At 60.1% G+C, this 26461-nt stretch carries 24 protein-coding genes and 3 pseudogenes; 15 read left to right on the top strand and 12 right to left on the bottom strand.

Going from position 1 to position 26461, the window contains the following annotated elements; genetic code table 11:
- Positions 1–18 precede the first annotated feature (18 nt).
- The 6 genes from JTY93_RS11995 to JTY93_RS11970 are packed head-to-tail and all read left to right on the top strand — an operon-like array spanning position 19 to position 7331.
- Positions 19–1260: an acyl-CoA dehydrogenase family protein gene (locus tag JTY93_RS11995; protein WP_205479700.1), complete on the top strand. Its 1242-nt coding sequence runs from the start codon at positions 19–21 to the stop codon at positions 1258–1260.
- Positions 1261–1274: 14 nt separating this feature from the next.
- Entirely contained in the window at positions 1275–2603 is a 1329-nt protein-coding gene (locus tag JTY93_RS11990; protein WP_205479697.1) for an LLM class flavin-dependent oxidoreductase, read from the top strand.
- Complete coding sequence (locus tag JTY93_RS11985; RefSeq protein WP_205479695.1) at positions 2600–3451, top strand: ABC transporter permease; 852 nt, start codon at positions 2600–2602, stop codon at positions 3449–3451. The genes JTY93_RS11990 and JTY93_RS11985 overlap by 4 nt, the downstream gene beginning before the upstream one ends.
- Positions 3448–5088 (top strand): dipeptide ABC transporter ATP-binding protein, encoded by a 1641-nt coding sequence (locus tag JTY93_RS11980; RefSeq protein ID WP_205479693.1) that lies wholly within the window; start codon positions 3448–3450, stop codon positions 5086–5088. Before JTY93_RS11985 ends, JTY93_RS11980 begins: the two co-directional genes overlap by 4 nt.
- A gap of 8 nt (positions 5089–5096) precedes the next feature.
- Positions 5097–6269 (top strand): acyl-CoA dehydrogenase family protein, encoded by a 1173-nt coding sequence (locus tag JTY93_RS11975; RefSeq protein ID WP_205479691.1) that lies wholly within the window; start codon positions 5097–5099, stop codon positions 6267–6269.
- A 54-nt stretch (positions 6270–6323) separates the two neighbouring features.
- Complete coding sequence (locus JTY93_RS11970) at positions 6324–7331, top strand: aldo/keto reductase (RefSeq protein WP_205479689.1); 1008 nt, start codon at positions 6324–6326, stop codon at positions 7329–7331.
- A 1428-nt stretch (positions 7332–8759) separates the two neighbouring features.
- Here the strand turns inward: JTY93_RS11970 and JTY93_RS11965 are convergent.
- Positions 8760–9236, bottom strand: coding sequence for an Lrp/AsnC family transcriptional regulator (locus JTY93_RS11965; protein WP_205476486.1), 477 nt, complete (start codon positions 9234–9236; stop codon positions 8760–8762).
- A gap of 133 nt (positions 9237–9369) precedes the next feature.
- Here JTY93_RS11965 and rarD point away from each other — a divergent pair, with 133 nt between their 5' ends.
- On the top strand, positions 9370–10251 hold the full coding sequence (gene rarD / locus JTY93_RS11960; protein WP_205476485.1) for an EamA family transporter RarD: 882 nt from the start codon (positions 9370–9372) through the stop codon (positions 10249–10251).
- A gap of 47 nt (positions 10252–10298) precedes the next feature.
- Here rarD and hppD read toward each other — a convergent pair whose 3' ends face one another.
- Positions 10299–11375 carry a 4-hydroxyphenylpyruvate dioxygenase gene (gene hppD / locus JTY93_RS11955; RefSeq protein ID WP_169997085.1) on the bottom strand — a complete coding sequence of 359 codons (1077 nt, stop codon included), beginning with the start codon at positions 11373–11375 and terminating at the stop codon, positions 10299–10301.
- A gap of 309 nt (positions 11376–11684) precedes the next feature.
- Here hppD and JTY93_RS11950 point away from each other — a divergent pair, with 309 nt between their 5' ends.
- The 3 genes and pseudogenes from JTY93_RS11950 to JTY93_RS11940 all read left to right on the top strand — a co-directional run bounded on the left by JTY93_RS11950 (position 11685) and on the right by JTY93_RS11940 (position 14197).
- The gene (locus tag JTY93_RS11950) at positions 11685–11879 is read left to right on the top strand and encodes a hypothetical protein (RefSeq protein WP_205476489.1); all 195 of its coding nucleotides are present in this window, start codon (positions 11685–11687) and stop codon (positions 11877–11879) included.
- A 210-nt stretch (positions 11880–12089) separates the two neighbouring features.
- A pseudogene (locus JTY93_RS11945) lies at positions 12090–13632 on the top strand (EAL domain-containing protein).
- A gap of 198 nt (positions 13633–13830) precedes the next feature.
- A pseudogene (locus JTY93_RS11940) lies at positions 13831–14197 on the top strand (histone-like nucleoid-structuring protein, MvaT/MvaU family).
- A 201-nt stretch (positions 14198–14398) separates the two neighbouring features.
- On the opposite strand, the gene JTY93_RS11935 reads toward JTY93_RS11940, so the two are convergent.
- Positions 14399–14935 carry a DUF4946 domain-containing protein gene (locus tag JTY93_RS11935; RefSeq protein ID WP_205476482.1) on the bottom strand — a complete coding sequence of 179 codons (537 nt, stop codon included), beginning with the start codon at positions 14933–14935 and terminating at the stop codon, positions 14399–14401.
- A 192-nt stretch (positions 14936–15127) separates the two neighbouring features.
- On the opposite strand from JTY93_RS11935, the gene gloA reads away from it, so the two are divergent.
- Entirely contained in the window at positions 15128–15649 is a 522-nt protein-coding gene (gene gloA / locus JTY93_RS11930; protein ID WP_169997091.1) for a lactoylglutathione lyase, read from the top strand.
- A 123-nt stretch (positions 15650–15772) separates the two neighbouring features.
- Here the strand turns inward: gloA and ahpF are convergent, their stop codons facing one another.
- The 3 genes from ahpF to JTY93_RS11915 all read right to left on the bottom strand — a co-directional run bounded on the left by ahpF (position 15773) and on the right by JTY93_RS11915 (position 19082).
- Complete coding sequence (gene ahpF, locus JTY93_RS11925; protein ID WP_205476481.1) at positions 15773–17326, bottom strand: alkyl hydroperoxide reductase subunit F; 1554 nt, start codon at positions 17324–17326, stop codon at positions 15773–15775.
- A 127-nt stretch (positions 17327–17453) separates the two neighbouring features.
- Positions 17454–18017 (bottom strand): alkyl hydroperoxide reductase subunit C, encoded by a 564-nt coding sequence (ahpC, locus tag JTY93_RS11920; protein ID WP_010210361.1) that lies wholly within the window; start codon positions 18015–18017, stop codon positions 17454–17456.
- Between the two features lie 132 nt (positions 18018–18149).
- Positions 18150–19082 carry a site-specific integrase gene (locus tag JTY93_RS11915; protein WP_205476480.1) on the bottom strand — a complete coding sequence of 311 codons (933 nt, stop codon included), beginning with the start codon at positions 19080–19082 and terminating at the stop codon, positions 18150–18152.
- Positions 19083–19280: 198 nt separating this feature from the next.
- Here JTY93_RS11915 and JTY93_RS11910 point away from each other — a divergent pair, with 198 nt between their 5' ends.
- Positions 19281–20288 carry a DNA-binding protein gene (locus JTY93_RS11910; RefSeq protein ID WP_205476479.1) on the top strand — a complete coding sequence of 336 codons (1008 nt, stop codon included), beginning with the start codon at positions 19281–19283 and terminating at the stop codon, positions 20286–20288.
- On the opposite strand, the gene gorA is transcribed toward JTY93_RS11910, so the two are convergent.
- Both gorA and galU read right to left on the bottom strand, forming a co-directional pair.
- Positions 20289–21647, bottom strand: a complete 1359-nt coding sequence (gorA, locus tag JTY93_RS11905) for a glutathione-disulfide reductase (RefSeq protein ID WP_205476478.1) — start codon at positions 21645–21647, stop codon at positions 20289–20291. It lies immediately after the preceding gene.
- 101 nt (positions 21648–21748) lie between these two features.
- Positions 21749–22588, bottom strand: a complete 840-nt coding sequence (gene galU, locus JTY93_RS11900) for a UTP--glucose-1-phosphate uridylyltransferase GalU (protein ID WP_029294645.1) — start codon at positions 22586–22588, stop codon at positions 21749–21751.
- Between the two features lie 309 nt (positions 22589–22897).
- On the opposite strand from galU, the gene JTY93_RS11895 reads away from it, so the two are divergent.
- Both JTY93_RS11895 and JTY93_RS11890 read left to right on the top strand, forming a co-directional pair.
- On the top strand, positions 22898–23083 hold the full coding sequence (locus JTY93_RS11895) for a hypothetical protein (protein WP_029294643.1): 186 nt from the start codon (positions 22898–22900) through the stop codon (positions 23081–23083).
- Between the two features lie 145 nt (positions 23084–23228).
- On the top strand, positions 23229–23510 hold the full coding sequence (locus JTY93_RS11890; RefSeq protein WP_169997101.1) for a YgdI/YgdR family lipoprotein: 282 nt from the start codon (positions 23229–23231) through the stop codon (positions 23508–23510).
- A 9-nt stretch (positions 23511–23519) separates the two neighbouring features.
- Here JTY93_RS11890 and JTY93_RS11885 read toward each other — a convergent pair whose 3' ends face one another.
- The 4 genes and pseudogenes from JTY93_RS11885 to JTY93_RS11870 all read right to left on the bottom strand — a co-directional run bounded on the left by JTY93_RS11885 (position 23520) and on the right by JTY93_RS11870 (position 25930).
- Positions 23520–23750 carry a hypothetical protein gene (locus JTY93_RS11885; RefSeq protein WP_169997103.1) on the bottom strand — a complete coding sequence of 77 codons (231 nt, stop codon included), beginning with the start codon at positions 23748–23750 and terminating at the stop codon, positions 23520–23522.
- A gap of 74 nt (positions 23751–23824) precedes the next feature.
- A complete protein-coding gene (locus JTY93_RS11880) occupies positions 23825–24748 on the bottom strand; it encodes a c-type cytochrome (protein WP_205476477.1) in 924 nt (307 codons plus the stop codon).
- Positions 24745–25396 (bottom strand): annotated as a pseudogene (locus JTY93_RS11875) (c-type cytochrome). The gene JTY93_RS11880 and the pseudogene JTY93_RS11875 overlap by 4 nt, the downstream one beginning before the upstream one ends.
- Positions 25397–25579: 183 nt before the next feature.
- On the bottom strand, positions 25580–25930 hold the full coding sequence (locus tag JTY93_RS11870; RefSeq protein WP_029294633.1) for a hypothetical protein: 351 nt from the start codon (positions 25928–25930) through the stop codon (positions 25580–25582).
- Between the two features lie 213 nt (positions 25931–26143).
- Here JTY93_RS11870 and JTY93_RS11865 point away from each other — a divergent pair, with 213 nt between their 5' ends.
- Positions 26144–26446, top strand: a complete 303-nt coding sequence (locus JTY93_RS11865) for a DUF1883 domain-containing protein (protein WP_003173824.1) — start codon at positions 26144–26146, stop codon at positions 26444–26446.
- Positions 26447–26461: the final 15 nt, after the last annotated feature.

The following is a 26461-nucleotide window of genomic DNA, read 5'->3' as shown; positions in this document are numbered from 1 at the left end:
TCAAGTAAGGAACAGAATATGAGCGACACCCAACTGCACGAACGCTTCGCCCCGGTTTTCCAGCGCATTGCCCAGGGCGCGGTGCAACGTGAGCAGGAGCGTACCCTGGCCTTCGACGCCGTCGGCTGGTTGAAAGACGCCGGCTTCGGTGCCTTGCGCGTACCCCGTAGCCAGGGCGGTCTGGGCGCCAGCCTGCCCGAGTTGTTCGCCTTGTTGACCGAGTTGGGCAGCGCCGACTCGAACCTGCCGCAGATCGTGCGCGCGCATTTCGGCTTCGTCGAAGGCCGGCTGGTGAGCCAGGACCGCGATTCCCAGGCGTACTGGTTTCCCAAGGTCGTCGCCGGGCAGTTGTGGGGCGCAGCCATGGCCGAGCGCAGTGACACCACCACCAACTCGGTGACGCTCAAACCCACCGCGCAAGGCTGGCAACTGGACGGCCAGAAGTATTACTGCACCGGCACCCTGTATGCCGACTGGATCGCCGTGGCCGCCGCCGACGGTGCCGACTTTATCAGCGTGGTGGTGCCCACCGATGCGCCCGGCGTGACCCGCGTGGATGACTGGGACGGTTTTGGCCAGCGCCTGAGCGGCAGCGGCACCACGCGCTTCGAGCAAGTGGTGGTGCCCGAGCATCAGGTATTGCGGCGCTTCAAGCCCGGCGAGTTGCGCGCCGAGTCGTATATCTCGGCGTTCTACCAGTTGTTCCACCTGGCGACCCTGGCCGGGATCGCTCGGGCCGCGTTGCGTGATGCCGTGGAGTTTGTCCAGGGCCGCACCCGCGCCTTTGGCATTCCCGGGCAATCCAGCCCGCGCCTGGACCCGCTGGTGCAACGGGTGATCGGCAAGCTGTCGAGCCTGTCCTATGCCGCCGACAGCCTGGTACAGGCTACCGCGCAGGTGCTGCAAACCACCCATGAGGCCGTGCTCGACGGTTCCATCAGCGAAGCGCACTACGTCGACGCCGATGTGCGCACCTACCAGGCACAACAAGTGATCCTGCCGCTGGTGCTGGAAGCCACCAGCCTGCTGTTCGAAGTCGGCGGCGCCTCGGCCACCAGCCAAGTGCGGCGCCTCGACCGGCATTGGCGCAATGCCCGCACCCTGGCCTCGCACAACCCGGCGATCTACCGCGAACGGGCCCTGGGCGATTTCTACCTCAACGACGTCAGCCCCGCTGCCGCCTGGCGCGCCGCCCAGGAACAGGCCGTGGCCGACCACCCCGAGCATGCCAGCGCGCGCGATGAAGCCAGCGCCGTCTAACCCCAGGAACTTGCATGAAAAAGCACATGAGCATTGGCATGAACATCCTCGGTTTCGGCGCGCACGCGGCGGCCTGGCGCGTCGGCGAAGTGCCGGCCGATGCCTACCTGGATGTGGAGTACTACCGCAATATCGCGCGTATTTGCGAGCGTGGCTGCCTGGATGCGATCTTCCTGGCCGACGGCCCGGCGCTGGTGGGCGACGTGGCCACGCAACCGGTGGGCCGCCTGGAACCGACCATCCTGCTGACCGCCGTGGCCCTGGCCACGCAGCATATCGGCGTGATCGCCACCGCCTCCAGCACCTATAACGATCCCTACAACCTGGCCCGCCGCTTTGCTTCCCTGGACCATATCAGCGGGGGCCGCGCGGCCTGGAATGTGGTGACCAACGCCACTGACGCCGCCGCGCAGAATTTCGGCCTGGCCAACCAGCTGCAGCACGCGCAGCGCTATGGTCGCGCCGAGGAATTTATCGACATCGCGTGCAAGCTCTGGGACAGCTGGGAGGACGACGCGATCATCGGCGATGCCGGTACCGGGCGCTATGCGCACCCCGGCAAGATCCACACCCAGGACTTTGTCGGCCAGCACTTCTCCATCAAGGGCCCGCTGAACCTGCCCCGCTCACCCCAGGGCCGTCCGGTGCTGGTGCAGGCAGGCTCGTCGGAAGGCGGCAAGGCCCTGGGCTCGCGCTATGCCGATGCAATTTTCACCACCCAGACCAGCCTGGAAGATGGCCTGCACTTCTACCGCGACATGAAGCAGCGCGCTGAGCAATGGGGACGTAACCCCGAGCACCTGAAAATCATGCCGGGCCTGTCCACGGTGATCGGCAGCAGCGAGGCCGAAGCCCATGCGCGCTTTGATCAACTCAATGCCTACCACGGCGAACATGGCCTGATTCAGCAAGTGGCCGCACGGATCGGCATCCCGGCTCAAGAGCTGGAACTGGATGCGCCGCTGCCATGGGCGCGGATCGGTGAGGTCGGCACCTATGAAAAAGGCTCCCAAGGGTTTCTCGAAGCCCAGCTCAACCTGGCCCGCCGCGAAGGCCTGACGGTGCGCGAGCTGTCCCGGCGCATTCTGGTCGGCCATCGGCTGCTGGTGGGCACCCCGGAACAGGTGGCCGACACCCTCGAACATTGGTTTCTCGCGGGCGCGGCCGATGGCTTCAACATCATGCCGGACATGTTTCCCTCGGGGGGCGAGGTGTTTGTCGATGAGGTAGTGCCGCTGCTGCGCAAGCGCGGGGTGTTCCGCCATGAGTACAGCGCCAGTACGTTGCGTGAGCACTTGGGGTTGCCGTACCCGCAGAGTCAGTATGCGAGGAGCCTGGCATGAGCACCTCTACCCTGCCCTGGCGCTTGACCCTAGCGTTGCCGAGCGCTTTTCGCCCCGGTTTGTCACTGGCCTGGCTGTTTGTGATCGGCTTGTTGATCGCGGCGCTCGTGCCCCATTGGCTGACCGGCACCGACCCACTGGCCGCCGCTGCCCGCAACGCCTACCTGCCACCCAGCAGCAGCCACTGGCTGGGCACCGATGAAAACGGTCGCGATGTACTCGCCCGCTTGATCCACGGAGTACGCCCTTCACTGTTGATGGGCCTGGTGTCCACGGCCATTGGCCTCGGCGCCGGGATCATCCTCGGTTTGGCGGCGGGACTCGGCCCGCGCCTGCTGGATGGCGCGATCATGCGCTTGATCGATGTATTGCTGGCGTTTCCCGACCTGCTGTTGGCCCTGGTGATCATCACATTCTGGGGCCAGGGCCTGTGGATCACGCTGATCGCGGTGGGCGTGGCGAGCATCCCGCGTTTTGCGCGGATGGTGCGTGCGCAGACCCTGGTGGTGCGCGATGCGCCCTACGTCGAAGCCGCCACCACCCTCGGCCGGCATCGTGCCGCCGTGGTGTTGCGGCATGTACTGCCCAATGCAATCAAGCCGATCCTGATCCTCGCCACCATTGGCATCGGCCACAACATCATCACCGGCGCGGCTTTGAGTTTCTTAGGCTTTGGCGCCTCGCCGCCCGCGCCGGAATGGGGTTCGATGCTCGCCATGGGCCGCAATTACTTGGCCAATGCCTGGTGGCTAGTGGCCTGGCCGAGCGTGGCAATCATCCTGACCGTGGTGTCGATCACCGCCATTGGCCGAGACTGGCTGGCGCGTAGCGAGGGTAAATCCCGATGAGTACGTTAGTGGATGTGCAAGACCTGCGGGTGCAGTTTGGCCACACACCGATTATCAACGGCATATCGTTCAGCCTGGCCGCCGGCGAATGCCTGGCGCTGGTGGGCGAGTCTGGCTCGGGCAAAACCGTCACCTCACGCACCCTCAGCGGCCTGAGCGGCGCCGGATCAAAGGTACAGGCCGAACGCCTGGCGTTTGCCGGCATCGACCTGCGCCAGTTGGACGACCGTGCCTGGCAGACCCTGCGCGGTGCGCAGATCGGCTTTGTGATGCAAGACGCCCTCGGCTCCCTCGACCCGCTGCGCCCGGTGGGCAAGGAAATTGCCGAACCGTTGCGCTTGCACACGCAACTGGATCGCGATGCGCGCCAGGCACGGGTCATCGAACTGTTGCGCGCGGTCGGCGTGCCGCAACCGGAGTTGCGCGCCTTGCAGTACCCCCATCAATTGTCGGGCGGGCTGCGCCAGCGGGCCCTGATTGCCTCGGCGATTGCCGCAGGCCCACGGCTGTTGATTGCCGATGAGCCGACCACGGCGCTGGACGCCACGGTACAGGCACAGGTCCTGGCCCTGCTGGAATCCCTGCGTTCCCAGGCCATGGCGATGCTGGTGGTCAGCCATGACCTGGCGGTGGTGTCGCGCCTGGCGGACCGGGTGGCGGTGATGCATCACGGGGTGATTGTCGAGCAGGGCCCGGTGGAGGCGATCCTGCATGATCCGCAGCACCCTTACACCCAATCGCTGCTGCGGGCCGGGCGCGCCGTGCATTTCCAGCGACCGACCCGGGCGGCGCCGAAGGTGGCCAGTGTCGAGCGTTTCGACCTGCCGTTGATCGAGGCGCGCAACCTGCAAAAAACCTTTATCGGCCCCGACGCCCAGCCCCATGTCGCGGTGCACAACGCCAGCTTCAGCCTGCGGGCCGGGGAAACCCTGGGGATTGTCGGCGAGTCCGGCAGTGGCAAGACCACCCTCACCCGCATGCTGCTGGGGCTGGAACGCCCGGACGCCGGCGATGTGTGGCTCAACGGGCGGCCTTGGAGCGCACTCAACGATCAACAACGCCGCCAACTGCGCCAGCGCATCCAGGTGGTGTTCCAGGACCCGCAAAGCTCGTTTGACCCGCGCTACACCGTGGCCCGGGTGCTTAACGAGGCGCTGCAAGTGGCGGGCCTGCCACGCCGGGAATGGCCGGCACGCACCCTGGAGCTGCTGGCGTTGGTGCGCCTGGATCCCAGCGTGCTCGAGCGCCGCCCCCTGGAGCTTTCCGGCGGCCAGCGGCAACGTATCGCCATTGCCCGGGCGCTGGCGCCCAACCCCCAGGTGCTGGTGTGCGACGAGCCGGTGTCGGCCCTGGATGTGTCGGTGCAGGCGCAGGTCCTCGCGCTGCTGGCCGACCTCAAGTCACGCCTGAAACTGGCCTGCCTGTTCATCTCCCACGACCTGGGCGTGATCAACCAGGTCAGCGAACGGGTGCTGGTGATGAAGGACGGCGAAGTGGTGGAAAGCGGCACGGTACGCGACGTATTTGACCACCCCCAACATGCGTACACCCGCGCCCTGCTCGATGCCATCCCGCAGATCGACCGGCCTGCCCCGGTGCCCGAACACCACTTCATTACCTATGCCATTGCCATATAAGGATTGTCATGAGCTTTTTGTCCGTGCCAGAGCTGTTGCAACGTGCCGCTGTGTTATTGCCACAGATCGCCGAGGGCGCCGCCGAACGCGAGCGCACCCGGCAACTGCCCCATGAGCAGATCCGCCAACTGGCCGCAGCACGCCTGTTGACCCTGCGCATTCCCCAGCGTTACGGCGGCAGCGAGTCCAGCGTGCGCGAGGTGGTGCAGTTCGTGATCGACCTGGCGGCGGTGGATTCCAATATCGCCCAGTCCTTGCGCCCCAGCTTTGCCTTTATCGAGAGCTTGCTGGTGCAAAAGTCCGAAGCCGAGCGCCAGTTATGGTTTGCCCACTACCTGCAAGGCGAGGTGTTCGGCAACGCCGGCTGGGAAATCGGTGGCGCCAACGGCCAGGTCAGCGCGCGGATTGTGCCCGAGGGCGAACACTTTCGCGCCAATGGCAGCAAGTACTACAGCACTGGCGCGCTGTACGCCGATTGGGTCAGTGCAGTGGCACTGGATGAAAACGAGGAACCGGTTTCGTTCGTCGTGCCCCGCGACCGCGAAGGCCTGGAACTGGTGGATGATTTCGACGCCATGGGCCAGCGCCTGACCGCCAGCGGCACCACGCGCCTGAACAACGTACTGGTGCGCCGCGAGGAAATCCGCACGCGGGTGGTGGAGGAAGGCCAGCGTTCGATCATCACCCCATTCCTGCAACTGTTCCTCGGCGCAGTGCAGGCCGGCATCGCCCGCAATGCCTTGAACGATGCGGTGGCCTTTACCAAGGAGCATGCGCGGCCGATCAAGCACAGCAGCGCCAGCCGCTCGGTGGACGATCCCTATGTGGCGTTTTCCGTGGGTGAGATCTCGGCGCGCGCGTTTGCCGCTGAAGCCGTGGTGTTGCGTGCCGCTGACCGCATCGACGCCGCGTGGGCCAAGGGGCTGGATCACCAGTCGGTGACCCGCGCAGCCATTGACGTGGCCCAGGCGCAATACATCACCGCCGAGTCGGCACTCAAAGCCGCTGAACTGCTGTTTGACGTGGGCGGGGCTTCCACTACCGGACGCAGCCATAACCTTGACCGGCACTGGCGCAATGCGCGCACCGTGGCCAACCATAATCCCCGGCACTGGAAGGCCGCGGTGGTCGGCGCCTATCGGCTCAAGGACACCGAGCCACCGACGTCGGGCTTGTTCTAGAGCCTTGCTCTCTGGTATTGCATAGCAACTGTCTGCGCTTTTGAGGAGTTCACCATGATTTACCGCACACTGGGCCAGTCCGGGCTCAAGGTCAGCGCACTGACCCTGGGCACCATGATGTTTGGCGAACAGACCAACACCGAAGACTCGCTGCGCATCATCGACAAGGCCTGGGACCAGGGCATCAACTTGATCGACACCGCTGACGTCTACACCGGCGGGCGCTCGGAAGAAATTGTCGGCGAGGCCATCGGCCGCCATCGCGACGATTGGGTCGTGGCCTCCAAAGTTGGCTTCGGCCCGCCGGACGGCTTGCCCAACCGCAGTGGTTTGAGCCGCAAGCGCATTTTCAACGCACTGGAGGCCAGCCTCACCCGCCTCGACACTGACTACCTGGACATCTACTACCTGCACCGCGAAGACCACGCCACCCCATTGGAGGTCACGATTTCGGCGATTGGCGATCTGATCCGCCAGGGCAAGATCCGTTATTGGGGACTGTCCAACTACCGGGGCTGGCGCATCGCCGAAGTGGTACGCGTGGCCGAACGCCTGGGAGTGGACCGGCCGATCATCAGCCAGCCGTTGTACAACATCGTCAACCGCCAGGCCGAGGTGGAACAGATCACTGCAGCGGCGGCCTATGGCCTGGGCGTGGTGCCCTACAGCCCGCTGGCCCGTGGCGTGCTCAGTGGCAAGTACGCACCGGACATCACCCCCGAAGCCGGCAGCCGCGCCGCCCGCCAGGACAAACGCATCCTGGAAACCGAATGGCGCGTGGAATCGCTGCGCATTGCCCAGCAGATCCAGCAATACACCCAGGGGCGTAGCGTGGGGATTGTCGAGTTTGCGATTGCCTGGGTCCTGAACAACCAGGCGGTCAGTTCGGCGATTGTCGGCCCGCGGACCGAGGCGCAGTGGGACGCCTATACCGGGGCGCTCGAGGTGAAAATCAGTGCTGAGGATGAGGCGTTTATTGATTCGCTGGTGACGCCGGGGCATGCGTCGACGCCGGGGTTCAATGATGTGGGGCACTTTGTTTCGGGGCGTATTGCCCGTTGATTGAATAAGGGCCAAGGGGGGGGAATCTGTGGCAAGGGGGCTTGTCCCCGCTTGGCTGTAGAGCAGCCCCAAAACCAGCCACCTCGGTATAGCTGGCAGAACGCGGTGAAGCTATTGGGGTGGCTTCGCCACCCAGCGCGGGGCAAGCCCGCTCGCCACGATAAGCCAGCTAGCCCCCCTTGTGGCGAGGGGGCTTGTCCCCCGTAGGGCTGCGCAGCAGCCCCAAAACCAGCCACCTCGGTATATCTGACAGAACGCGGTGAAGCTATTGGGGCGGCTTCGCCACCCAGCGCGGGGCAAGCCCGCTCGCCACGATAAGCCAGCTGGCCCCCATTGTGGCAAGGGGGCTTGTCCCCCGTTGGGCTGCGCAGCAGCCCCAAAACCAGCCACCTCGGTGTATCTGGCAGAACGCGGTGAAGCTATTGGGGTGGCTTCGCCACCCAGCGCGGGGCAAGCCCGCTCGCCACGAAAAAGCCAGCTAGCCCCCCTTGTGGCAAGGGGGCTTGTCCCCGCTGGGCTGCGCAGCAGCCCCAAAACCAGCCACCTCGGTGTATCTGGCAGAACGCGGTGAAGCTATTGGGGTGGCTTCGCCACCCAGCGCGGGGCAAGCCCGCTCGCCACGAAAAGCCAGCTGACCCCCCTTGTGGCAAGGGGGCTTGTCCCCCGCTGGGCTGCGCAGCAGCCCCAAAACCAGCCACCTCGATGTATCTGGCAGAACGTGGTGACGCTATTGGGGCGGCTTCGCCACCCAGCGCGGGGCAAGCCCGCTCGCCACGATAAGCCAGCTAGCCCCCCTTGTGGCGAGGGGGCTTGTCCCCGCTGGGCTGCGCAGCAGCCCCCAAAACCAGCCACCTCGGTATATCTGACAGAACGTGGTGACGCTATTGGGGTGGCTTCGCCACCCAGCGCGGGGCAAGCCCGCTCGCCACGATAAGCCAGCTAGCCCCCCTTGTGGCGAGGGGGCTTGTCCCCCGTTGGGCTGCGCAGCAGCCCCAAAACCAGCCACTTCGGTATAGCTGGCAGAACGTGGTGAAGCTATTGGGGCGGCTTCGCCACCCAGCGCGGGGCAAGCCCGCTCGCCACGCAAAGCCAGCTAGCCCCCCTTGTGGCGAGGGGGCTTGTCCCCCGTTGGGCTGCGCAGCAGCCCCAAAACCAGCCACTTCGGTATAGCTGGCAGAACGTGGTGAAGCTATTGGGGCGGCTTCGCCACCCAGCGCGGGGCAAGCCCGCTCGCCACGCAAAGCCAGCTAGCCCCCCCTTGTGGCGAGGGGGCTTGTCCCCCTGCCGCTGCGCAGCAGCCCCAAAACCAGCCACTTCGGTATAGCTGGCAGAACGCGGTGAAGCTATTGGGGTGGCTTCGCCACCCAGCGCGGGGCAAGCCCGCTCGCCACGATAAGCCAGCGGTTTGCCTTCAGCGCATGGATGTCGTCAGCCCAGCGGCACATCCAGGCTGACCTTGACCCGGTCCATCACCACGATGCTGCGAAACCATTTGATATTGCGGTTCTCGTAGAACAGCGTGCGCGCCAGGGTTTCGTAGGCCTTCATGGTTTCCACCACGACCACCAGCATAAAGTCGGCATCGCCGGTGACGTAATAGCACTGCTGCACCTCGGGAATCGACATCTGCACCTTGAGCACGTCGAGGTCTTCGATATGGGTACGCTCGGCGTGCACCTCCACCAGGATCGTGATCGGCTTGCCCACCGCATCCTGATTGACCACCGCTGTATTCGCGCTGATCGCCCCGCTCTGCTCCATGCGCTTGATGCGCCGCTGCACGGCGGCGGTCGACAGGTTGACCTGTTCGCCAATTACCCGCAGCGCGGTGGTGTTGTCCCGTTGCAGGTGCTTGAGAATCGCGCGGTCGAAATCATCCAGGGGCGACGGAGGGCTGATGGGCATGCTGGCGAACCTTGGGTGTGAGAAAATTTCCCATAAGATGCCGTAAAACAGAGCAAACGTCTCACCTCAAAAGCAATATATTCCCACCTGAAATTACCCCCTCTTTTGTTTGAATCGGTTTGGCGAGGACTGCGTGTCTAAAGGCGTTGTTTTATCGGTAGCGGCCTCGGTGTTGTTTGCCGTGATGTATTACTTCACATCACTGCTCACGCCGTTGAGTGGCCTGGAGATTTTCGGTTGGCGCATGTTGCTGACCGTGCCGTGCATGACGGTGTTCATGGTGTTCAGCGGTGAGTGGCGCCAAGTGTGGGAATTGCTGCGCTTGCTCGCGGGCAAGCCACGGCTGATCGGTGGGATTGTGCTGTCGTCGGTGCTGCTGGGGGTGCAACTGTGGCTGTTTATGTGGGCACCGCTCAATGGCCGCAGCCTGGATGTATCCCTGGGTTACTTTCTGCTGCCACTGACCATGGTCCTCACCGGGCGCCTGGTGTATGGCGAAAAACTCTCGCGGCTGCAGCTGATCGCGGTGGTGTTTGCCGCGATTGGCGTGCTTAACGAGTTGTACCAGGTGGGCGGTTTCTCCTGGGCGACGCTGCTGGTAATCATCGGTTACCCGATCTACTTCGTGCTGCGCAAACGCCTGGCGACCGACCATTTAGGTGGCCTGTGGCTGGATATGGCGCTGATGCTGCCGGTGGCGCTGTGGTTTGTGCAAAGTGGCGAGCAGGGCTTCGCCGTGCTGGATGCGCACAAAGGGTTGTATGGGTTGATCCCGATGCTCGGGCTGATCAGTGCTTCGGCGCTGGTGTGCTACATCATCGCCAGCCGGCTGTTGGCGTTCAGCCTCTTTGGCCTGCTCAGCTATGTGGAGCCGGTGTTGTTGCTGGGGGTGGCGTTGCTGCTGGGGGAAAGCATCGGCCCGGGTGAGTGGCTGACCTATATCCCGATCTGGCTGGCAGTGATGGTGTTGGTGTTTGAAGGATTCAAGCACCTGATGCGTCAGCGTAGAGCCTGACCCGATAACTGTAGGAGCGAGCTTGCTCGCTCCTACAAAAAGCCATGTCAGTCGGTGGTCAGTACGCCGCGACGAACCTGGTCACGCTCGATGGATTCGAACAGGGCCTTGAAGTTACCCTCGCCGAAGCCGTCATCCCCCTTGCGCTGGATGAATTCGAAGAACACCGGGCCCATCAGGGTTTCCGAGAAGATCTGCAACAGCAGGCGCTTGTCACCGGCCACGGACGAACCGTCCAGCAAAATACCCCGCGCCTGCAATTGGTCCACCGGTTCGCCGTGGTTTGGCAGGCGACCTTCGAGCATTTCGTAGTAGGTATCTGGCGGCGCCGTCATGAAGCGCATGCCGATCTTCTTCAACGCATCCCAGGTCTTGACCAGGTCTTCGGTGAGGAAGGCGACGTGCTGGATGCCTTCGCCGTTGAACTGCATCAGGAACTCTTCGATCTGGCCTGCACCCTTGGACGATTCTTCGTTCAGCGGGATGCGGATCATACCGTCCGGGGCGCTCATGGCCTTGGAGGTCAGGCCGGTGTATTCACCCTTGATGTCGAAGTAGCGCGCTTCGCGGAAGTTGAACAGCTTCTCGTAGAAGTTGGCCCAGTAGGCCATGCGCCCACGGTAGACGTTGTGGGTCAGGTGGTCGATGACCTTAAGGCCAGCGCCCACGGGGTTGCGGTCCACACCTTCGATGAATACGAAATCGATATCGTAGATCGAACTGCCTTCGCCGAAACGGTCGATCAGGTACAGCGGCGCGCCGCCGATGCCCTTGATGGCCGGCAGGTTCAGTTCCATCGGGCCGGTTTCGATATGGATCGGCTGGGCGCCGAGTTCCAGCGCGCGGTTGTAGGCCTGCTGCGAATCCTTGACACGGAACGCCATGCCACACACCGATGGACCGTGCTCGGCGGCAAAGTACGAAGCGATGCTGTTGGGTTCGTTGTTGAGGATCAGGTTGATCTCGCCCTGACGGTACAGGTGCACGTTTTTCGAGCGGTGGGTCGCAACTTTGGTGAAACCCATGATCTCGAAGATCGGTTCCAGGGTGCCCGGGGTCGGCGATGCGAATTCAATGAATTCAAAGCCCATCAGGCCCATTGGGTTTTCGTATAGATCTGCCATGATTTGGCGCCTCATCATCTTTTTAGAATTAAGTAAATTAATTGCCAGCAAGGATGAGGTGGGTCGGTGGCGCACAGGAAATGCCGCGCACGCTGCGGGCGAGGAAGTCACCGTAGATGAGTTGGAACCCGAGTAGCTTCATGGTTGGATCATTCTCTTACGGGCGTCTCTGACGGACGAGGCCTGCATGGAAACAGGCGCTTATTCTTGTATGCGTAAATCGATTCTACACAGCGTAACCAGGTTTGTCCGTATTCCTTATCAAATCCCTATGCCCTGGCGGGCGCAAGGGGTTTATTGCACAGGTAGATGCTCAGCAGGATCAACGCCGCGCCAAAGAACATCGGCGGGCCGGCACATGATGTGCAGCGGCCATTAGCGCCCAAGGTGGTGCGACAAATCGGTTTGGCGGTGCTGGACCGACGCCAGTCATCTGCGGCGACCCTGGCTTTTATCCAGATGGCGCAACGCTTAACCTCTGTTTTTTGTAATGGCATTCACTAATCCAGGCAACGACGCAATAGACCAAACAGTCTTTCCCCGTCAAAATGTGTTGCAAAGTTTGGCAAAGCTAAACCCACGCACAACGAATCAAGTGGCTAGTTCCACGTGTAGTAAATGCTAATTTCCATAGGCCAACTATCCTCCAGTTGTCCGACGTATTGCCTGTAGCCGTTACCAGGCGTCTCCCTTACTTCGCTACAGGCTGCATACATGCCACTTACCCTCAAAGGCCCGCGCAAACGCGCCGCCCGCTACTCGATCTCACTCGTGTGCGGCCTGCTGCCGATTCTGCTGGGTGTAGTCATTCTTTATATGCAGGCCCAGCGCACTCTGGAACAAAGTACCGAGCACACGGCCATTGAGGCCGTGCGCCAATTCGACCTGATGCTCGATAACACCGCCCTCGCCGCCCAGCAATTGCTGCCATTGGCAGGCAAAGACTGTGACAACGCGACGCAACTGGCGCTGCGCGAGCAAGTCACCCGCCGCCCATTCGTGCGCGCAACCACGTTGTCCTGGCAAAAAAGAATTTACTGCAGCTCGTTGTTTGGCGACGCCAATGTGTCATCGGTCAATCCTGACGACTATGTCAACGGTCGCCTGTGGCTGATGAATGGCAATCCGGTCACGCCCAATACCGCGCTGCTGGTGTACCGCCTGGTGGAAGGTGATAAGGCGGCATTCGCCTCGATTGACGGCTATCACCTGACCAATGCCCTGCGCCTGATCAGCCGTTATACCGACCTGGTGTTGCAGGTGGGGCCCAATTGGCTAGGCAGCGATGGCAAAGTTCACAGCAGCGCGCTGCCGGTATTTGCCGTGGCCCATCACCAACTCGCCTCCCAGCGTTATGACTACAGCGTGGAAGCCGGGATGCCCGAAGGCGAAGTATGGCGCTTTATGGAAACGCGTTACCCAGCCTTGTTCAGCCTGGTGGTGTTTTTCGGGGTGCTGGCAGGCGTGCTCGCGCATTGGCTGCAAAAGCGCTCTTCGGCCCCCACCCATGAACTGCAGCGGGCGCTGGGCGCCAATGAGTTCGTGCCGTACTACCAACCGGTGGTTCGCGGCGACAGCCTGCAATGGGCTGGCTGTGAAGTCCTGATGCGCTGGCAGCATCCAAAGGAAGGCCTGGTACGCCCGGACCTGTTTATCCCCCTGGCCGAGCACTCCGGGCTGATCGTGCCCATGACCCGCGCGTTGATGCGCCAGGTCGCTACACAACTCGCGCCCCATGCCGATCGCCTAGGCGAGAATTTCCACGTGGGCATCAACATCACCGCCCGGCATTGCCAGGACCTGGAGTTGGTGCAGGACTGCCGGGAGTTCCTCGCGGCCTTCAAGCCGGGCCAGGTCCTGTTGACCCTGGAGCTCACCGAGCGCGAACTGATCGAACCCACCGATGTGACCCGCCAGTTGTTCCAGGCCTTGCACAAACTGGGGGTGATGATCGCCATTGATGATTTCGGCACTGGCCACTCCAGCCTGGGTTATTTGCGCAACTTCAATGTTGACTACTTGAAGATTGATCAAAGCTTCGTAGCGATGATCGGGGCCGATGCTTTATCGCGGCATATACTCGACAGCATCATCGAGTTATCGGGCAAGCTTGACTTGGGCATCGTCGCCGAAGGCGTGGAAACCCAAGAGCAGTGCGATTATCTGATGGCACAAGGCGTGGACTTTTTGCAGGGTTACCTGTTTGGCCGCCCAGTGCCTTTTTGACGCATTCATTAAGTCGTTGCATAGCGCTTGAATATCGATCTAGCATCATTGTGAAATATTGTTATTTATACAAAAGACATGATTTACTCGTGGCTCATTAACTACTACAATTTTTCCTGCCTGCGCTGAATTGGCAGGAGAGCCACATTTACCGAGTCATGCTGAGGCTCTTGGCTTATAGCTTTGTTTACAGTTGGTATCAGCCAAATACACTATTGGAGTAAAGATTTTGTCCAGACTCGCCGAATTTCGCGCAGCAGAAAAAAGCCCTTCAAGAGCAGCTCGCCCAGCTGGAATCCCTGAAGAACGACGCTGGCTTGAAGAAAGAAATCGAATTTGAAGAAAAGCTTCAAGGGCTGATGAAAACCTACGGCAAGAGCCTGCGCGACATCATTTCCATCCTTGATCCAAACCCGGGCAAATCGGGGATTCAAGTGGCAGCTGCCCCTAAAACCCGTCGCGCACGTGTGGTCAAGGTGTATCACAACCCGCACACTGGTGAACTGATTGAAACCAAGGGCGGTAACCACCGCGGCTTGAAGGCCTGGAAAGAACAGTACGGCGCCGCCACTGTAGACACCTGGTTGCGCGGCTAATACCGGCGCACTAATAAAAGCCCCGCAGCTGCGGGGCTTTTTTTGTGCGCTGCGATGTTCACGACCTGCAGCTTTCACAAGTGAACTTCTAAATACATTCCACTTCGTACACATTTACCCGCCAGTGGCTCTACGCTGCGGCCCTGTAGTTATGTGTTTTTTTTTCGCGCCAGGCCATGCCAGGCATCTAGCCATCACCGATCAAAGTTTCAGGCTTGCACGCACCGAGCTGACTTCGTCCCTGCTCGACTCATAAGCCTGGGCTTGTCCAGCGTATGAAAAAACATAGGCCTTATTGGTATCAACAGCGCCCACCAGTGTTTGCGAGAGCACATGCCGACCATTCTCGGTAATCACGCAGGTAGTTTCCAGCGCTTCAAGATGACTTAAGGTGGTCGCGTGCATCTTGTTGCAGACACTTTGATAACCACTGCGGGCAAAGTCCTTCTGGATTGACTTGCGCATCTCCAGCAATACACCTTGCAGATTGACCACATGCCCTGGCTCGATCGGCGTGCCCGTCAGCTCCATGACCATCAGCGTCTGGCCATTTTCATCGTTCTTTATTGCGCGCTGGCGGGAAACCGGTGACGGTGTAGCCGGAGCATCGGCATCCGCGACAACCTCCTCCACCTGCCAGCCGCTGGGCCAATGAATTTCGGGCTCGACCGCCAATACAGGGGTACAACCGAAGATCAGGCAAAAGGTGGTCAACAATGGTTTGCTCAATCGGCTCATTGCAAAAAACGCTCGAAGTTCAAGCCGCAAAGTTTGAGCCTGACCATGGGATGCTCGCAAGGCCCGCGTGAGTTTTTCATTTGGCGCGGCCGGCGTAGCTTGCGTATCATGGTTTCGCTGCACAGATCTGCCGCAAGCCAAAGGGCCGCTCAATCCACGAGCTGCGCCTGCCCCATATTTTCTGGAGGGCCCATGAGCCTGCACGAATTGAACACCTTCCCGGGCGTCACCGCCCAACCCGACACCGCCACTTCGAACTTCGTGTTCAACCACACCATGCTGCGGGTCAAGGACATCACCAAGTCACTGGACTTCTACACCCGCGTCCTGGGTTTTTCCCTGGTTGAGAAACGCGACTTCCCGGAAGCCGAATTCAGCCTGTACTTCCTCGCTCTGGTCGACAAGGCGCAAATCCCCGCCGATGCCGCCGCGCGCACCCAGTGGATGAAGTCTATTCCGGGCATCCTGGAACTGACCCACAACCACGGCACCGAAAACGACGCCGACTTCGCCTACCACAATGGCAACACCGACCCACGTGGCTTTGGCCATATCTGCATTTCGGTGCCGGATATCGTCGCGGCCTGCGAGCGTTTCGAAGCACTGGGTTGCGACTTCCAGAAGCGCCTGAGCGATGGCCGCATGAAAAGCCTGGCATTTATCAAGGACCCGGACGCCTACTGGGTCGAGATCATCCAGCCAGCGCCGCTGTAAAACGGGCGCACGCCTCTGTAGGAGCCGGAGTACCGGCGCCTGCATCGCAGGCAAGCCAGCTCCCACAAAAGCAACAGTCACAAAAAAACCCATGAGTAATCATGGGTTTTTTGGTTTCAGGCCTTACGCTCGGATCAGGTGATCAAAAGCACTCAGGGAAGCCTTGGCGCCCTCACCCACGGCAATCACGATCTGCTTGTACGGCACAGTCGTTACGTCACCGGCGGCAAATACGCCTGGCAGTGAAGTCTCGCCACGGGCATCGACAATGATCTCACCACGGGGCGACAGCTCCACGGTGCCCTTGAGCCAATCGGTGTTGGGCAGCAAACCGATCTGCACAAAGATGCCTTCCAGGTCGATGGTCTTGAACTCGCCGGTATCGCGGTCCTTGTAGGCCAGGCCGGTGACTTTCTGGCCGTCACCCTTGACCTCACTGGTCAATGCACTGGTGATCACGTCAACGTTCGCCAGGCTGTAGAGCTTGCGCTGCAACACCGCGTCGGCGCGCAACTTGCTGTCGAACTCGAGCAAGGTCACGTGGCTGACAATACCGGCCAAATCGATGGCCGCTTCCACACCGGAGTTACCGCCGCCGATCACCGCCACACGCTTGCCCTTGAACAGCGGACCATCGCAGTGCGGGCAGAAGCACACGCCCTTGGCCTTGTATTCCTGCTCGCCCGGCACACCCATTTCGCGCCAGCGCGCACCGGTCGCCAGGATCACGGTCTTGGACTTGAGGGTCGCGCCGCTTTCAAAACGAACTTCGTGCAAGTCGCCGGGATTTTTCGCCGGGATCAAGCTGCTGGCGCGCTGCAGGTTCATGATGTCCACGTCGTACTGACGCACGTGGGCTTCCAGGGCGCTGGCCAGTTTCGGACCTTCGGTTTCCTGTACCGAGATAAAGTTCTCGATGGACATCGTGTCCAGCACTTGCCCACCAAAACGCTCGGCGGCCACACCGGTACGGATGCCTTTACGCGCGGCGTAGATGGCAGCGGCAGAACCGGCTGGACCACCACCGACGACCAGCACATCAAAAGCGTCTTTGGCGCTGATTTTCTCGGCTGCTTTTTCGATACCGCTGGTGTCGAGCTTGGCGAGGATTTCTTCCAGGCCCATGCGGCCTTGGCCGAAGTTCACGCCGTTGAGGTAGACGCTGGGTACTGCCATGACCTGGCGTTCGTCGACTTCAGCCTGGAACAGCGCACCGTCGATAGCGACGTGGCGGATGTTCGGGTTGAGTACGGCCATCAGGTTCAGCGCCTGGACCACGTCCGGGCAGTTCTGGCAGGACAGCGAGAAGTAAGTCTCGAAGTTGAACTCACCTTTAAGGCTACGAATCTGTTCAATCACTTCGACACTGGCCTTCGAAGGATGGCCACCGACTTGCAGCAGGGCCAGCACCAACGAAGTGAATTCATGGCCCATGGGGATGCCGGCAAAACGCAGGCTGATATCGGCACCCGGGCGGTTGATGGAGAACGATGGCTTGCGCCCGTCATTACCATCGGTGTTCAGGGTAATCAGCGTAGTGAGGCTGGTTACGTCCTGCAAAAGGGCAAGCATTTCCTGGGATTTCGCACCGTCGTCGAGGGAGGCGACGATCTCGATCGGCTGGGTGACCCGTTCCAGGTATGACTTCAACTGAGCTTTAAGATTGGCGTCCAACATACGGGCGATTTCCTATTAATTCGGTTTATTGCGGACAAAAAAACGCCCGAGCGAATCTCGCCCGGGCGTTTTGAGGGCGGATGCAGCTTACTTAGGTGCGGTAATCCGCCCTTGATACATCACAGACTTAGATCTTGCCGACCAGGTCCAGGGACGGAGCCAGGGTGGCCTCGCCTTCTTTCCACTTGGCTGGGCACACTTCACCTGGGTGGGCAGCGACGTACTGGGCAGCCTTGATTTTGCGCAGCAGCTCGGAAGCGTCACGGCCAACACCGCCGTCGTTCAGTTCAACGATCTTGATCTGGCCTTCCGGGTTGATCACGAAAGTGCCGCGGTCTGCCAGGCCTGCTTCTTCGATCAGCACGTCGAAGTTGCGGGAGATGGTCAGGGTCGGATCGCCGATCATGGTGTACTGGATCTTGCCGATGGCTGGCGAGGTGTTATGCCAGGCAGCGTGGGCAAAGTGGGTGTCGGTGGAAACGCTGTAGATCTCGACGCCCAGTTTCTGGAATTCGGCGTAGTTGTCAGCCAGGTCTTCCAGTTCGGTTGGGCAGACGAAAGTGAAGTCGGCTGGGTAGAAGAACACGACAGACCACTTGCCTTTCAGGTCAGCGTCCGACACGTCTACGAAGTTGCCGTTTTTGTAAGCGGTCGCTTTGAACGGTTTTACTTGGCTGTTGATGATAGGCATCGTTGACTCTCCGTCAGGGGTTAGTAAGTTGATGGGTGAATCCTACCCAGTCTCATTGCCGATGGCTCATTGGCAAACCTGATGCTGCCGATTGGTTTTGGCTATCAACCAACTGTATTAATAGAAGAAATCTTAAAGCAGCGGATCGCGGGCCAACGTCATGCCAAGAAAGGGCGTCGCTTCAACATAGCGCATGGCTGACTTCATGTCCTTCCAGCCGACATACGCCATCAACGACTTCAAATCCCAGCCGCTGCGATGGGCCCAGGTGGCAAAGCCACGGCGCAGGGAGTGGCTGGTGTACTGCTCGGCGGCAATGCCTGCTCGCTCAAGGGCCTGGCGCAGCAATGGGATCACGCTATTGGCATGCAACCCCTCCTCGCCCAGGTTGCCCCAGCGATCGATCCCGCGAAACACTGGGCCGCGCACCAGGGCCGAGGCGCTCAGCCATTCGCTATAGGCCTGCACCGGGCACAGTCGCAGCAGCGCCGGGGCTTGATAGGTCTTACCGAGGTTTTCCCGATCACTCTTGCTGCGTGGCAAGTACAAGGTGATGCCCGCGCCCGACACCGCCTGCACGTGCTCGATCTGCAGCCGACACAACTCATCACTGCGAAAGCCGCGCCAGAATCCCAGCAAGATCAAAGCTGCATCGCGTTTGGCGCGCAGCCAGCGCGGTCGATCGCCCTCTGCCCGCGCCTGCTCAGCTTCACGTTCAAGGCAGCAGACCACCTGCTCCAGATGCTGGAGCTGCAAGGGTTCGGCCTGTTTTTCCTGGGCAGGATGCAAAGCGCGGATGCCCTTGAGCACTTTGCGCACCACCGGCGCCTTGGTGGGGTCTGGAAAGCCCTGGCTGGTGTGCCATTGCGCCAGCGCCGACAGCCGCAGCTTCAACGTATTGACCGCGAGCACCCCGGCATAGGCCACCAGGTAACGCGCCACGCTGTCGCTGGTGGCAGGCAGGAAGCCACCCCAACTCACTTCAAAGTGCTCGATGGCAGCCCGATAGCTACGACGGGTGTTATCGCGGGTTGCGGCGTTCAGGTAACGATCTAGTTCACTCATGCCGCGATCGCCGGCAAGCCGGCTCCTACAGAAGGTTGGTGTACGGGTATTGGCCTCGGACGGGGTCCGGCAGCCAATCACACGGGATAATACGCCAATATCCCAGGTGTTAAATCATGAATTTAAACGTATTTTTTATTCGTGATACAGTACGTAAATACATAATACATACCACAGTATTAAATCGACGGAGACCCCATGGCTCGCGGCGGCATCAACAAAGCAGTAGTTCAAACGGCACGCCTGGCAATCCTCGCCCGCGGCGAAAACCCCAGCATCGACGCCGTACGCATCGAGATGGGCAATACCGGCTCGAAAACCACCATCCATCGCTATTTAAAGGAGCTGGACGAGAGCGAAACCCGGCTCACCATCACCGAAGCGCCCATCGACGATGAGCTTGGCGAACTGGTCGCACGCCTGGCCCAGCGCCTGAAAGAGAAAGCCCAGGAGCCCATCGACCTGGCCCTGGCACAGTTCGAACAGCACAAAAGCGCCCTGCTCGCCCAGGTAGAAACGCTGGAAGCAGCGCGCAGCCAACTCCAGCAGCAACTCGATATCCAGGCAGCCGCCCTCGCCGAAGAAAGCGCCGCCCTGCAAACTGCCAGCACCAGCCTGCAGACCGAGCAAACCCGTAACGCCGGGCTTAGCCAAGCGTGCAGCGACTACGAGCTACGGATTTCGGACAAGGACGAACAGATTCGTTCACTGGAAGAAAAACACCTGCACGCCCGCGATGCCCTTGAGCACTACCGCAACGCGATCAAGGACCAGCGCGAGCAGGAACAACGCCGCCATGAAAGCCAGTTGCAGCAGCTCCAGGCTGAGTTGCGCCAGGCACAGCAGAGCGCCATGGTGCGCCAGGATGAAATCACCCAACTGCATCGTGACAATGAACGGTTATTGATTGAGCATCGGGTCACGGCCAAGGAATTGAGCGCCCTGCAGGAACAAAGCCGCAAGGATCAGGCCCAGCAGTTGAAGTTAAGCGAACAGGTGAGCCTGATTGATAGCGAACGCACCCTGCTCCAGGAGCGTCTGCGGGTAGCCGTGCTGGACAGCCAGTCACGCCAGGAGGCACTGGCCGAGCAACAGCACACCCACAAAACCCTGGAACTGGACCTGATCAAGGCCCAGGCCACCATTGAGGCGCTGCGCCTGGCCACCGTCGTTGCAACGGCGCCAGAGGCAGCAACCGAGGGCTGATCAGCCAGCCACTGGCGTGCGCATGGTAACGAATTCTTCCGCCGCCGTAGGATGCACGCCGATGGTTTCATCGAAATGCTGCTTGGTCGCCCCCGCCTTGAGGGCGATCGCCAGGCCCTGGATGATCTCGCCCGCATCCGGCCCGACCATGTGGCAACCTAGCACCTTGTCAGTGTCGGCATCGACCACCAGCTTCATCAGCGTGCGCTCCTGGCACTCGGTCAGGGTCAACTTCATCGGCCGGAAGCGGCTTTCGAAGATCTGTACGTTATGCCCATCGGCCCGGGCCTGCTCTTCGCTCAGGCCCACGGTGCCGATATTCGGCAGGCTGAACACGGCGGTAGGAATCATCGCGTAGTCCACCGGGCGATACTGCTCAGGCTTGAACAGACGACGCGCCACGGCCATGCCTTCGGCCAATGCCACCGGGGTCAGTTGCACGCGACCAATTACGTCACCAATGGCCAGGATCGAAGGCTCGGCAGTCTGGTACAGCTCGTCGACTTCGACAAAACCACGCTTGTCCAGTTTGACCCCTGTGTGTTCCAGGCCCAGGTTATCCAGCATCGGGCGCCGACCGGTGGCGTAGAACACACAATCGGCCTCCAGCACACGACCGTCTTTCAAGGTGGCCTTGAGACTGCCGTCCGCCTGTTTGTCGATACGTGCGATATCGGCGTTGAATTGCAGGTCCAGGCCGCGCTTGGTCAGCTCTTCCTGCAAGTGCTTGCGCACCGCGCCGTCGAAGCCGCGCAGGAACAGATCACCGCGATACAGCAGCGACGTTTGCGCGCCCAAACCGTGGAAAATCCCGGCGAACTCCACCGCTATATAACCACCGCCAACCACCAGCACCCGCCTGGGCAGCTCTTTAAGGAAGAACGCCTCATTGGAGCCAATAGCGTGCTCATGCCCTGGAATCTCGGGAATCTGCGGCCAGCCGCCGGTGGCGATCAGGATGTTCTTGGCGGTGAAGCGCTGGCCATTGATCTCGACCTCATGGGGCCCCGTCAAACGCGCATGGCCTTCGTGCAGGGTCACACCACTGCTGACCAGCAGGTTCCGGTAGATACCGTTAAGGCGATTGATCTCGCGGTCCTTGTTGGCAATCAGTGTCGCCCAATCAAAGTCCGCCTCGCCCAGTGACCAGCCAAAACCGCTGGCCTGCTCGAAGTCTTCGGCAAAGTGCGCACCGTACACCAACAGTTTTTTCGGCACGCAGCCAACGTTGACACAGGTACCGCCCAGGTAGCGGCTTTCCGCCACGGCGACCTTTGCGCCAAAACCTGCGGCAAAGCGTGCCGCCCGAACGCCACCGGAACCGGCGCCAATCACATAAAGATCAAAATCGTAGGCCATTTCACTCTCCTCGGCAGGGCATCAGGATACCCGCTTGCGCCCAAAAAACCAGAAAGCCACCCGAAGGTGGCTTTCTTGAGACTCAACAGACAATACTTAAATCAGTAAGCCTTGCCAGTCTTATAGAAGTGCTCGTAGCAGAAGTTGGTCGCCTCGATGTAGCCTTCAGCGCCACCGCAGTCAAAACGACGACCCTTGAACTTGTAGGCAATCACGCAACCGTCCTTGGCCTGCTTCAACAAGGCGTCAGTGATCTGGATTTCGCCGCCCTTGCCTGGTTCGGTTTCTTCGATCAGCTTGAAGATATCCGGGGTCAGGATGTAGCGACCGATGATCGCCAGGTTCGACGGGGCATCTTCCGGCGCCGGCTTCTCGACCATGTCGCGTACACGGATCAGGCCATCGCCAATGTCGTCGCCTGCGATCACGCCGTACTTGTTGGTTTCCGAAGGATCGACTTCCTGCACCGCAACGATGGTGCAGCGGTATTTCTGGTACAGCTTGACCATCTGGGTCAAGACGCCGTCACCTTCCAGGTTGACGCACAGGTCGTCCGCCAGGACCACAGCAAACGGTTCATCACCGATCAGTGGGCGACCGGTAAGGATGGCGTGGCCAAGGCCTTTCATCTGGGTTTGGCGAGTGTAGGAGAACGAACACTCGTCGAGCAGCTTGCGGATACCAACCAGGTATTTTTCCTTGTCGGTGCCCTTGATCTGGTTTTCCAGCTCATAGCTGATGTCGAAGTGGTCTTCCAGGGCGCGCTTGCCACGACCGGTAACGATCGAGATTTCGTTCAGGCCGGCATCCAATGCCTCTTCGACGCCGTACTGGATCAGTGGCTTGTTTACCACCGGCAGCATTTCTTTAGGCATGGCCTTAGTCGCTGGCAGGAAGCGAGTACCGTAACCGGCTGCTGGGAACAAGCATTTCTTGATCATAAAAGTCCTTAATAAGGGCTGTGCGTACGAAATTCGGCGCAGTCTAATCAGGCCGCAGCGACCTTACAATGGGCGCTGCTGGCGTTGCGATGTCAACATAGAGAAAAAATGTCGGCGTTAGTTCCGCCCGTGTGTAAACAAGCGAACCCAATGGCTGCGGAAAATATCCACGCCCCCCCGGTTCCAAAGGGTCATATCCTTTTTAGCACGCTTTAGGGGGTTCGGCACTGACCTGCAACAACTTGCGCCCCCCCATGGCATTTGGCGCTATCATTGCCTGCTTGAACCAGACCACGAGATTGTTAATCGATGTCAGAACCAAAAGGCGTAAACGGCTACCTGATCACCAAGCGAGCAGACGGCTGGCACCTGATCAACTTCCATGGCGACAGCGTTGCCGGGGCATTCGCCACCGAAAGCCAGGCGATTGCCGTTGCCGAAGTATTTGTGGATGAAGCCGGCCACGCGTCGAGCAAGCGACCAAAGGGCAAATAAGCCTTTGCGATTGCGCATAGAGCCCCGATGAACGGGGCTTTTTTGTGTTTGTCTGTACCTTGATGGCCGTTAGCTATAATCTCGCTGAAAACGCCCCACAACAGTGTCAGCGCGCCCCTTAACACTTCTCAACGACGAACCTTACATGAACAAGATTCTGGCACTGACCTCGGTACTGGCGCTCGCCGGCTGCACCACCACTTCTGACATTTACCTGAAAAACGGCGAACAAGGCCTGACCATTGACTGTTCGGGCGAGGCCAACTCCTGGGCCAGTTGCTACGAGAAGGCCGACGCGTCCTGCGCCGGCACCGGTTACCGTATCGTTGGCACCGAAGGCACGCCAGCCTTGAAGGACAGCGACAAGACCCTGGGCGCCGACGTGGGCAACTTCAAGGGTCGCAGCGTGGTAGTGGTCTGCAAGTAATCCGCGCGTCTACATGTGAATTTCGGCGAACTTGATGCCAAGGCCGCGGATGGTGTCGATCAAGTCATCCAGCTTCTCAAAGGATTCGACCTCGTCATGATCATCCACCAGGAAAAAGCTGCGCCCGCCGCTTTTCTTGAAGAATACGATCCACTCCCCTGAATTGGCCGGATTTTGAATCACATGGGTCGCAGAGATGTGACCCTCTGCATGCCGCTCTTTGACATGTGCACGTTTCATAATTGGTTTTCCAGAATGACAATGCCGCTCAAACCCCGGGGTTTGAGCGGCATTTTTTGTGTTCAGGCAATAGTTTAACGGATGCCTTGGCCAATCAGCACGCCATCAACCGTTTGCCCGTACAGGTTCACCCCATCATTGGCGTGAAACTTGACGCGGGTTTTCTCCACCGAGCCGTCCACCAACCGAGGGTCCTGTGGGCGCTCATGGCGGTTGACGTAGGCCGCCACGTCCCAGGCCTGCTGGTCGGTCAAGCTCCCGCCCTTGCCCAGCGGCATGTTGTGCTTGATAAAAGAAGCCGCCGTGTTGATCCGGTGCATGCCCGCGCCCCAGTTGTAGGAATCCTTACCCCACAGCGGTGGCATCACGTAGCTGTCACCCACCTTCTGCCCCTGCCCCTCGCCGCCATGGCACACCGCACACTGCGCCTTGTACACCTGGGCACCTTGCGCCAGGTTGTAGCCTTTGGCCGGCTGTGGCACCTCGGGATAGCCGCGCCCCGGCAACTCCACGCCCAAGGGTGCCTTGCTCGCCAGCCAGTAGGCATAAGTCGACAGCGCGGTAATCTCATGGCTGTCGGCTGCCGGCGGCTTGCCGCCGTTCATGCTGAACTGGAAACAACCCTGCAAGCGTTCGGCGAAGGTATTGACCTTGTCATTCTTCTTTCGATAGGCGGGGTACATCGGGTATGCGCCCCACAGCGGCGCCGAATTGGCCAAACGCCCCTGATCCAAGTGGCAGTTGCTGCAGTTAAGGCCGTTGCCGACAAACTGTGGCGCCAAACGCTTGGTATCGACGAACAACGCATAGCCCTGCATCACCAGCTTGCCGTAGGCATTGTCGGGCAATTCGCTTTCCAAAGGCGGCTGGAACGCCGTGGCGGCAGGCACCGCAGCGGGCACCTTCAGTTGCGACTGATCTTCCATGGCAATCGGCGCCGCCCACGTCGGCACACTGATCAACACGGCGAACACGGGTGCAAATGACAGGTTCTTCATGGCTTGACCTCCTGGCCAGGCAAGGAGGCGAAGTAGTTTGCGATCCCCTGCACTTCATCATCGGTCAGGGATTTGGCCACATGCCCCATCAAATCATTGGGGTCATTGTGCCGAGTGCCACTGCGCCAGGCATTGAGCTGGGCAGCCAGGTAAGCCGCAGACTGCCCGGACAACGGCGGGAACGCCTCGCCGACGCCCACACCCGAGGGGCCATGGCAACTGACACACGCGGGGATCTGCCGTTCCCAGGCGCCTTGCAGCGCCAGCTTTTCGGCCGAATTGGTGGGGGGTAGCGCTGCGATGGCCGGCTGGCACGACCGGCGCCGGCATGGCCGCCAGTGTCTGGGTCACCGCAGCGATTTCTTCATCGGTAAGCGCCTTGGCCAGCGACGTCATCACCGGATTGCTACGCGTCCCACTCTTGAAATCATGCAGCTGTTTGCTCAAATAAGCCGCCGGCAGCCCCGCCAGCCTGGGAAACCCCGCAGCAGCCAACCCCAGGCCATCGGCCCCGTGGCACGCCATACACGCCGCAGCACCAGGTTGCGCACCACCTTCATTGAAAACCTTTTTGCCCTCCAGCGCCTGCGCGCTGCCGAGCATGAGTAGCAAGGCGCCACCCATCAACACTCTCTCCACAGACATCATCACGACTCCATTTTTTATAGTTATATGCTTAGACCTACAATGCATAAGCCTACAAATGGTAGGGTAATGAGCTAACAGTCACAACTGCCACGTAAGAAATTTCAGACAATAAAAAGCCCGGCGCTGCAACCGCAGGCCGGGCTTTTTGATCGGAGTTGATCGCGTATGAGCGGCGCCGTGAACTCAGCCGGAAATGCAGTCTTCCGCAGCCTTCTTCACGTCACCCGGACGAATCGGCACATTGGACATGCTCTCGTAGAGCTTGATGCTGCTACCGCTGGAGCGGTCTTCAATTTCAAAAATGGCCGAAGGGTCAGCCGAAAACTTCTGCGGCACAATCACCCGCACACCTTCCTTGTGAGGCTCGATCTGCGACGGACGACGGGTCGACGACAGTTTTTGTACCACGCATGCCGCGTATTCCTGCGGTTTTTTCCCGGAGATAACCGCCAAGGTTGGCGGTGTCTGCTTGATGTCTGAAACCGAAGCACATCCACCTATTGCCAGGGCCAGAACCAATACACTCCACTTCATACAAAACCTCCGATAAAGACCCTACGACAGCGGAGATGGTATTTTTCTCCCGCCCACGTAGGATTTATCCCTGATATATCGGTAAATAACTGTTTTAAATTGTCGAAGACGTCGACGACGACCCGATAATAAACGTGCTGGGGCTGATAAACTCCATCTTAACCTACGTATCGTTCTGATTTTTCAGAAAAAGCCCTTCTGGAGACACCCCCCATGAAATTCATCCACCAGCGCGAACACTTGAACGAAGGGGATATTGTCGTCATTGAATGCTCGCAGACCTGCAATATTCGTCTGATGAGCGATGCGAATTTTCGCAGCTTCAAAAATGGCGGCCGCCACACTTATCACGGTGGTGCATTCGATAAGTTCCCGGCCAAGATCACCGCGCCGAGCACCGGGTTCTGGAACATTACCCTGGACGTGGTGACCCGCCGTGCCATCAGCGTTACGCGCAAGCCGGCGTTGTCCCATAAAATCCGCATTGTTCGCCGCACCAGCACCAAACTCAGCTGATTGCGCGCCCCAAGC

Source organism: Pseudomonas hygromyciniae (assembly GCF_016925675.1).
In the GTDB taxonomy this organism is placed as follows: domain Bacteria; phylum Pseudomonadota; class Gammaproteobacteria; order Pseudomonadales; family Pseudomonadaceae; genus Aquipseudomonas; species Aquipseudomonas hygromyciniae.
Note: the sequence above shows the minus strand (reverse complement) of the source record. Positions and strands in the feature narration are given on the sequence as shown.

Bases quoted from the DNA above. Each gene is read 5' to 3' on its own strand.
- JTY93_RS11995 (WP_205479700.1), top strand. From the start codon at position 19: ATGAGCGACACCCAACTGCACGAACGCTTCGCCCCGGTTTTCCAGCGC.
- JTY93_RS11885 (WP_169997103.1), bottom strand. From the start codon at position 23,750: ATGAAACGTGCACATGTCAAAGAGCGGCATGCAGAGGGTCACATCTCT.
- JTY93_RS11915 (WP_205476480.1), bottom strand. From the start codon at position 19,082: ATGAGTGAACTAGATCGTTACCTGAACGCCGCAACCCGCGATAACACC.
- JTY93_RS11950 (WP_205476489.1), top strand. From the start codon at position 11,685: ATGCTCAGCAGGATCAACGCCGCGCCAAAGAACATCGGCGGGCCGGCA.
- JTY93_RS11935 (WP_205476482.1), bottom strand. From the start codon at position 14,935: ATGAGCCGATTGAGCAAACCATTGTTGACCACCTTTTGCCTGATCTTC.
- hppD (WP_169997085.1), bottom strand. From the start codon at position 11,375: ATGGCAGATCTATACGAAAACCCAATGGGCCTGATGGGCTTTGAATTC.
- JTY93_RS11865 (WP_003173824.1), top strand. From the start codon at position 26,144: ATGAAATTCATCCACCAGCGCGAACACTTGAACGAAGGGGATATTGTC.
- JTY93_RS11990 (WP_205479697.1), top strand. From the start codon at position 1,275: ATGAAAAAGCACATGAGCATTGGCATGAACATCCTCGGTTTCGGCGCG.
- ahpC (WP_010210361.1), bottom strand. From the start codon at position 18,017: ATGCCTATCATCAACAGCCAAGTAAAACCGTTCAAAGCGACCGCTTAC.
- galU (WP_029294645.1), bottom strand. From the start codon at position 22,588: ATGATCAAGAAATGCTTGTTCCCAGCAGCCGGTTACGGTACTCGCTTC.
- JTY93_RS11910 (WP_205476479.1), top strand. From the start codon at position 19,281: ATGGCTCGCGGCGGCATCAACAAAGCAGTAGTTCAAACGGCACGCCTG.
- gloA (WP_169997091.1), top strand. From the start codon at position 15,128: ATGAGCCTGCACGAATTGAACACCTTCCCGGGCGTCACCGCCCAACCC.
- JTY93_RS11965 (WP_205476486.1), bottom strand. From the start codon at position 9,236: ATGCCCATCAGCCCTCCGTCGCCCCTGGATGATTTCGACCGCGCGATT.
- JTY93_RS11895 (WP_029294643.1), top strand. From the start codon at position 22,898: ATGTCAGAACCAAAAGGCGTAAACGGCTACCTGATCACCAAGCGAGCA.
- JTY93_RS11970 (WP_205479689.1), top strand. From the start codon at position 6,324: ATGATTTACCGCACACTGGGCCAGTCCGGGCTCAAGGTCAGCGCACTG.
- gorA (WP_205476478.1), bottom strand. From the start codon at position 21,647: ATGGCCTACGATTTTGATCTTTATGTGATTGGCGCCGGTTCCGGTGGC.
- JTY93_RS11870 (WP_029294633.1), bottom strand. From the start codon at position 25,930: ATGAAGTGGAGTGTATTGGTTCTGGCCCTGGCAATAGGTGGATGTGCT.
- JTY93_RS11890 (WP_169997101.1), top strand. From the start codon at position 23,229: ATGAACAAGATTCTGGCACTGACCTCGGTACTGGCGCTCGCCGGCTGC.
- JTY93_RS11880 (WP_205476477.1), bottom strand. From the start codon at position 24,748: ATGAAGAACCTGTCATTTGCACCCGTGTTCGCCGTGTTGATCAGTGTG.
- JTY93_RS11975 (WP_205479691.1), top strand. From the start codon at position 5,097: ATGAGCTTTTTGTCCGTGCCAGAGCTGTTGCAACGTGCCGCTGTGTTA.
- JTY93_RS11985 (WP_205479695.1), top strand. From the start codon at position 2,600: ATGAGCACCTCTACCCTGCCCTGGCGCTTGACCCTAGCGTTGCCGAGC.
- JTY93_RS11980 (WP_205479693.1), top strand. From the start codon at position 3,448: ATGAGTACGTTAGTGGATGTGCAAGACCTGCGGGTGCAGTTTGGCCAC.
- ahpF (WP_205476481.1), bottom strand. From the start codon at position 17,326: ATGTTGGACGCCAATCTTAAAGCTCAGTTGAAGTCATACCTGGAACGG.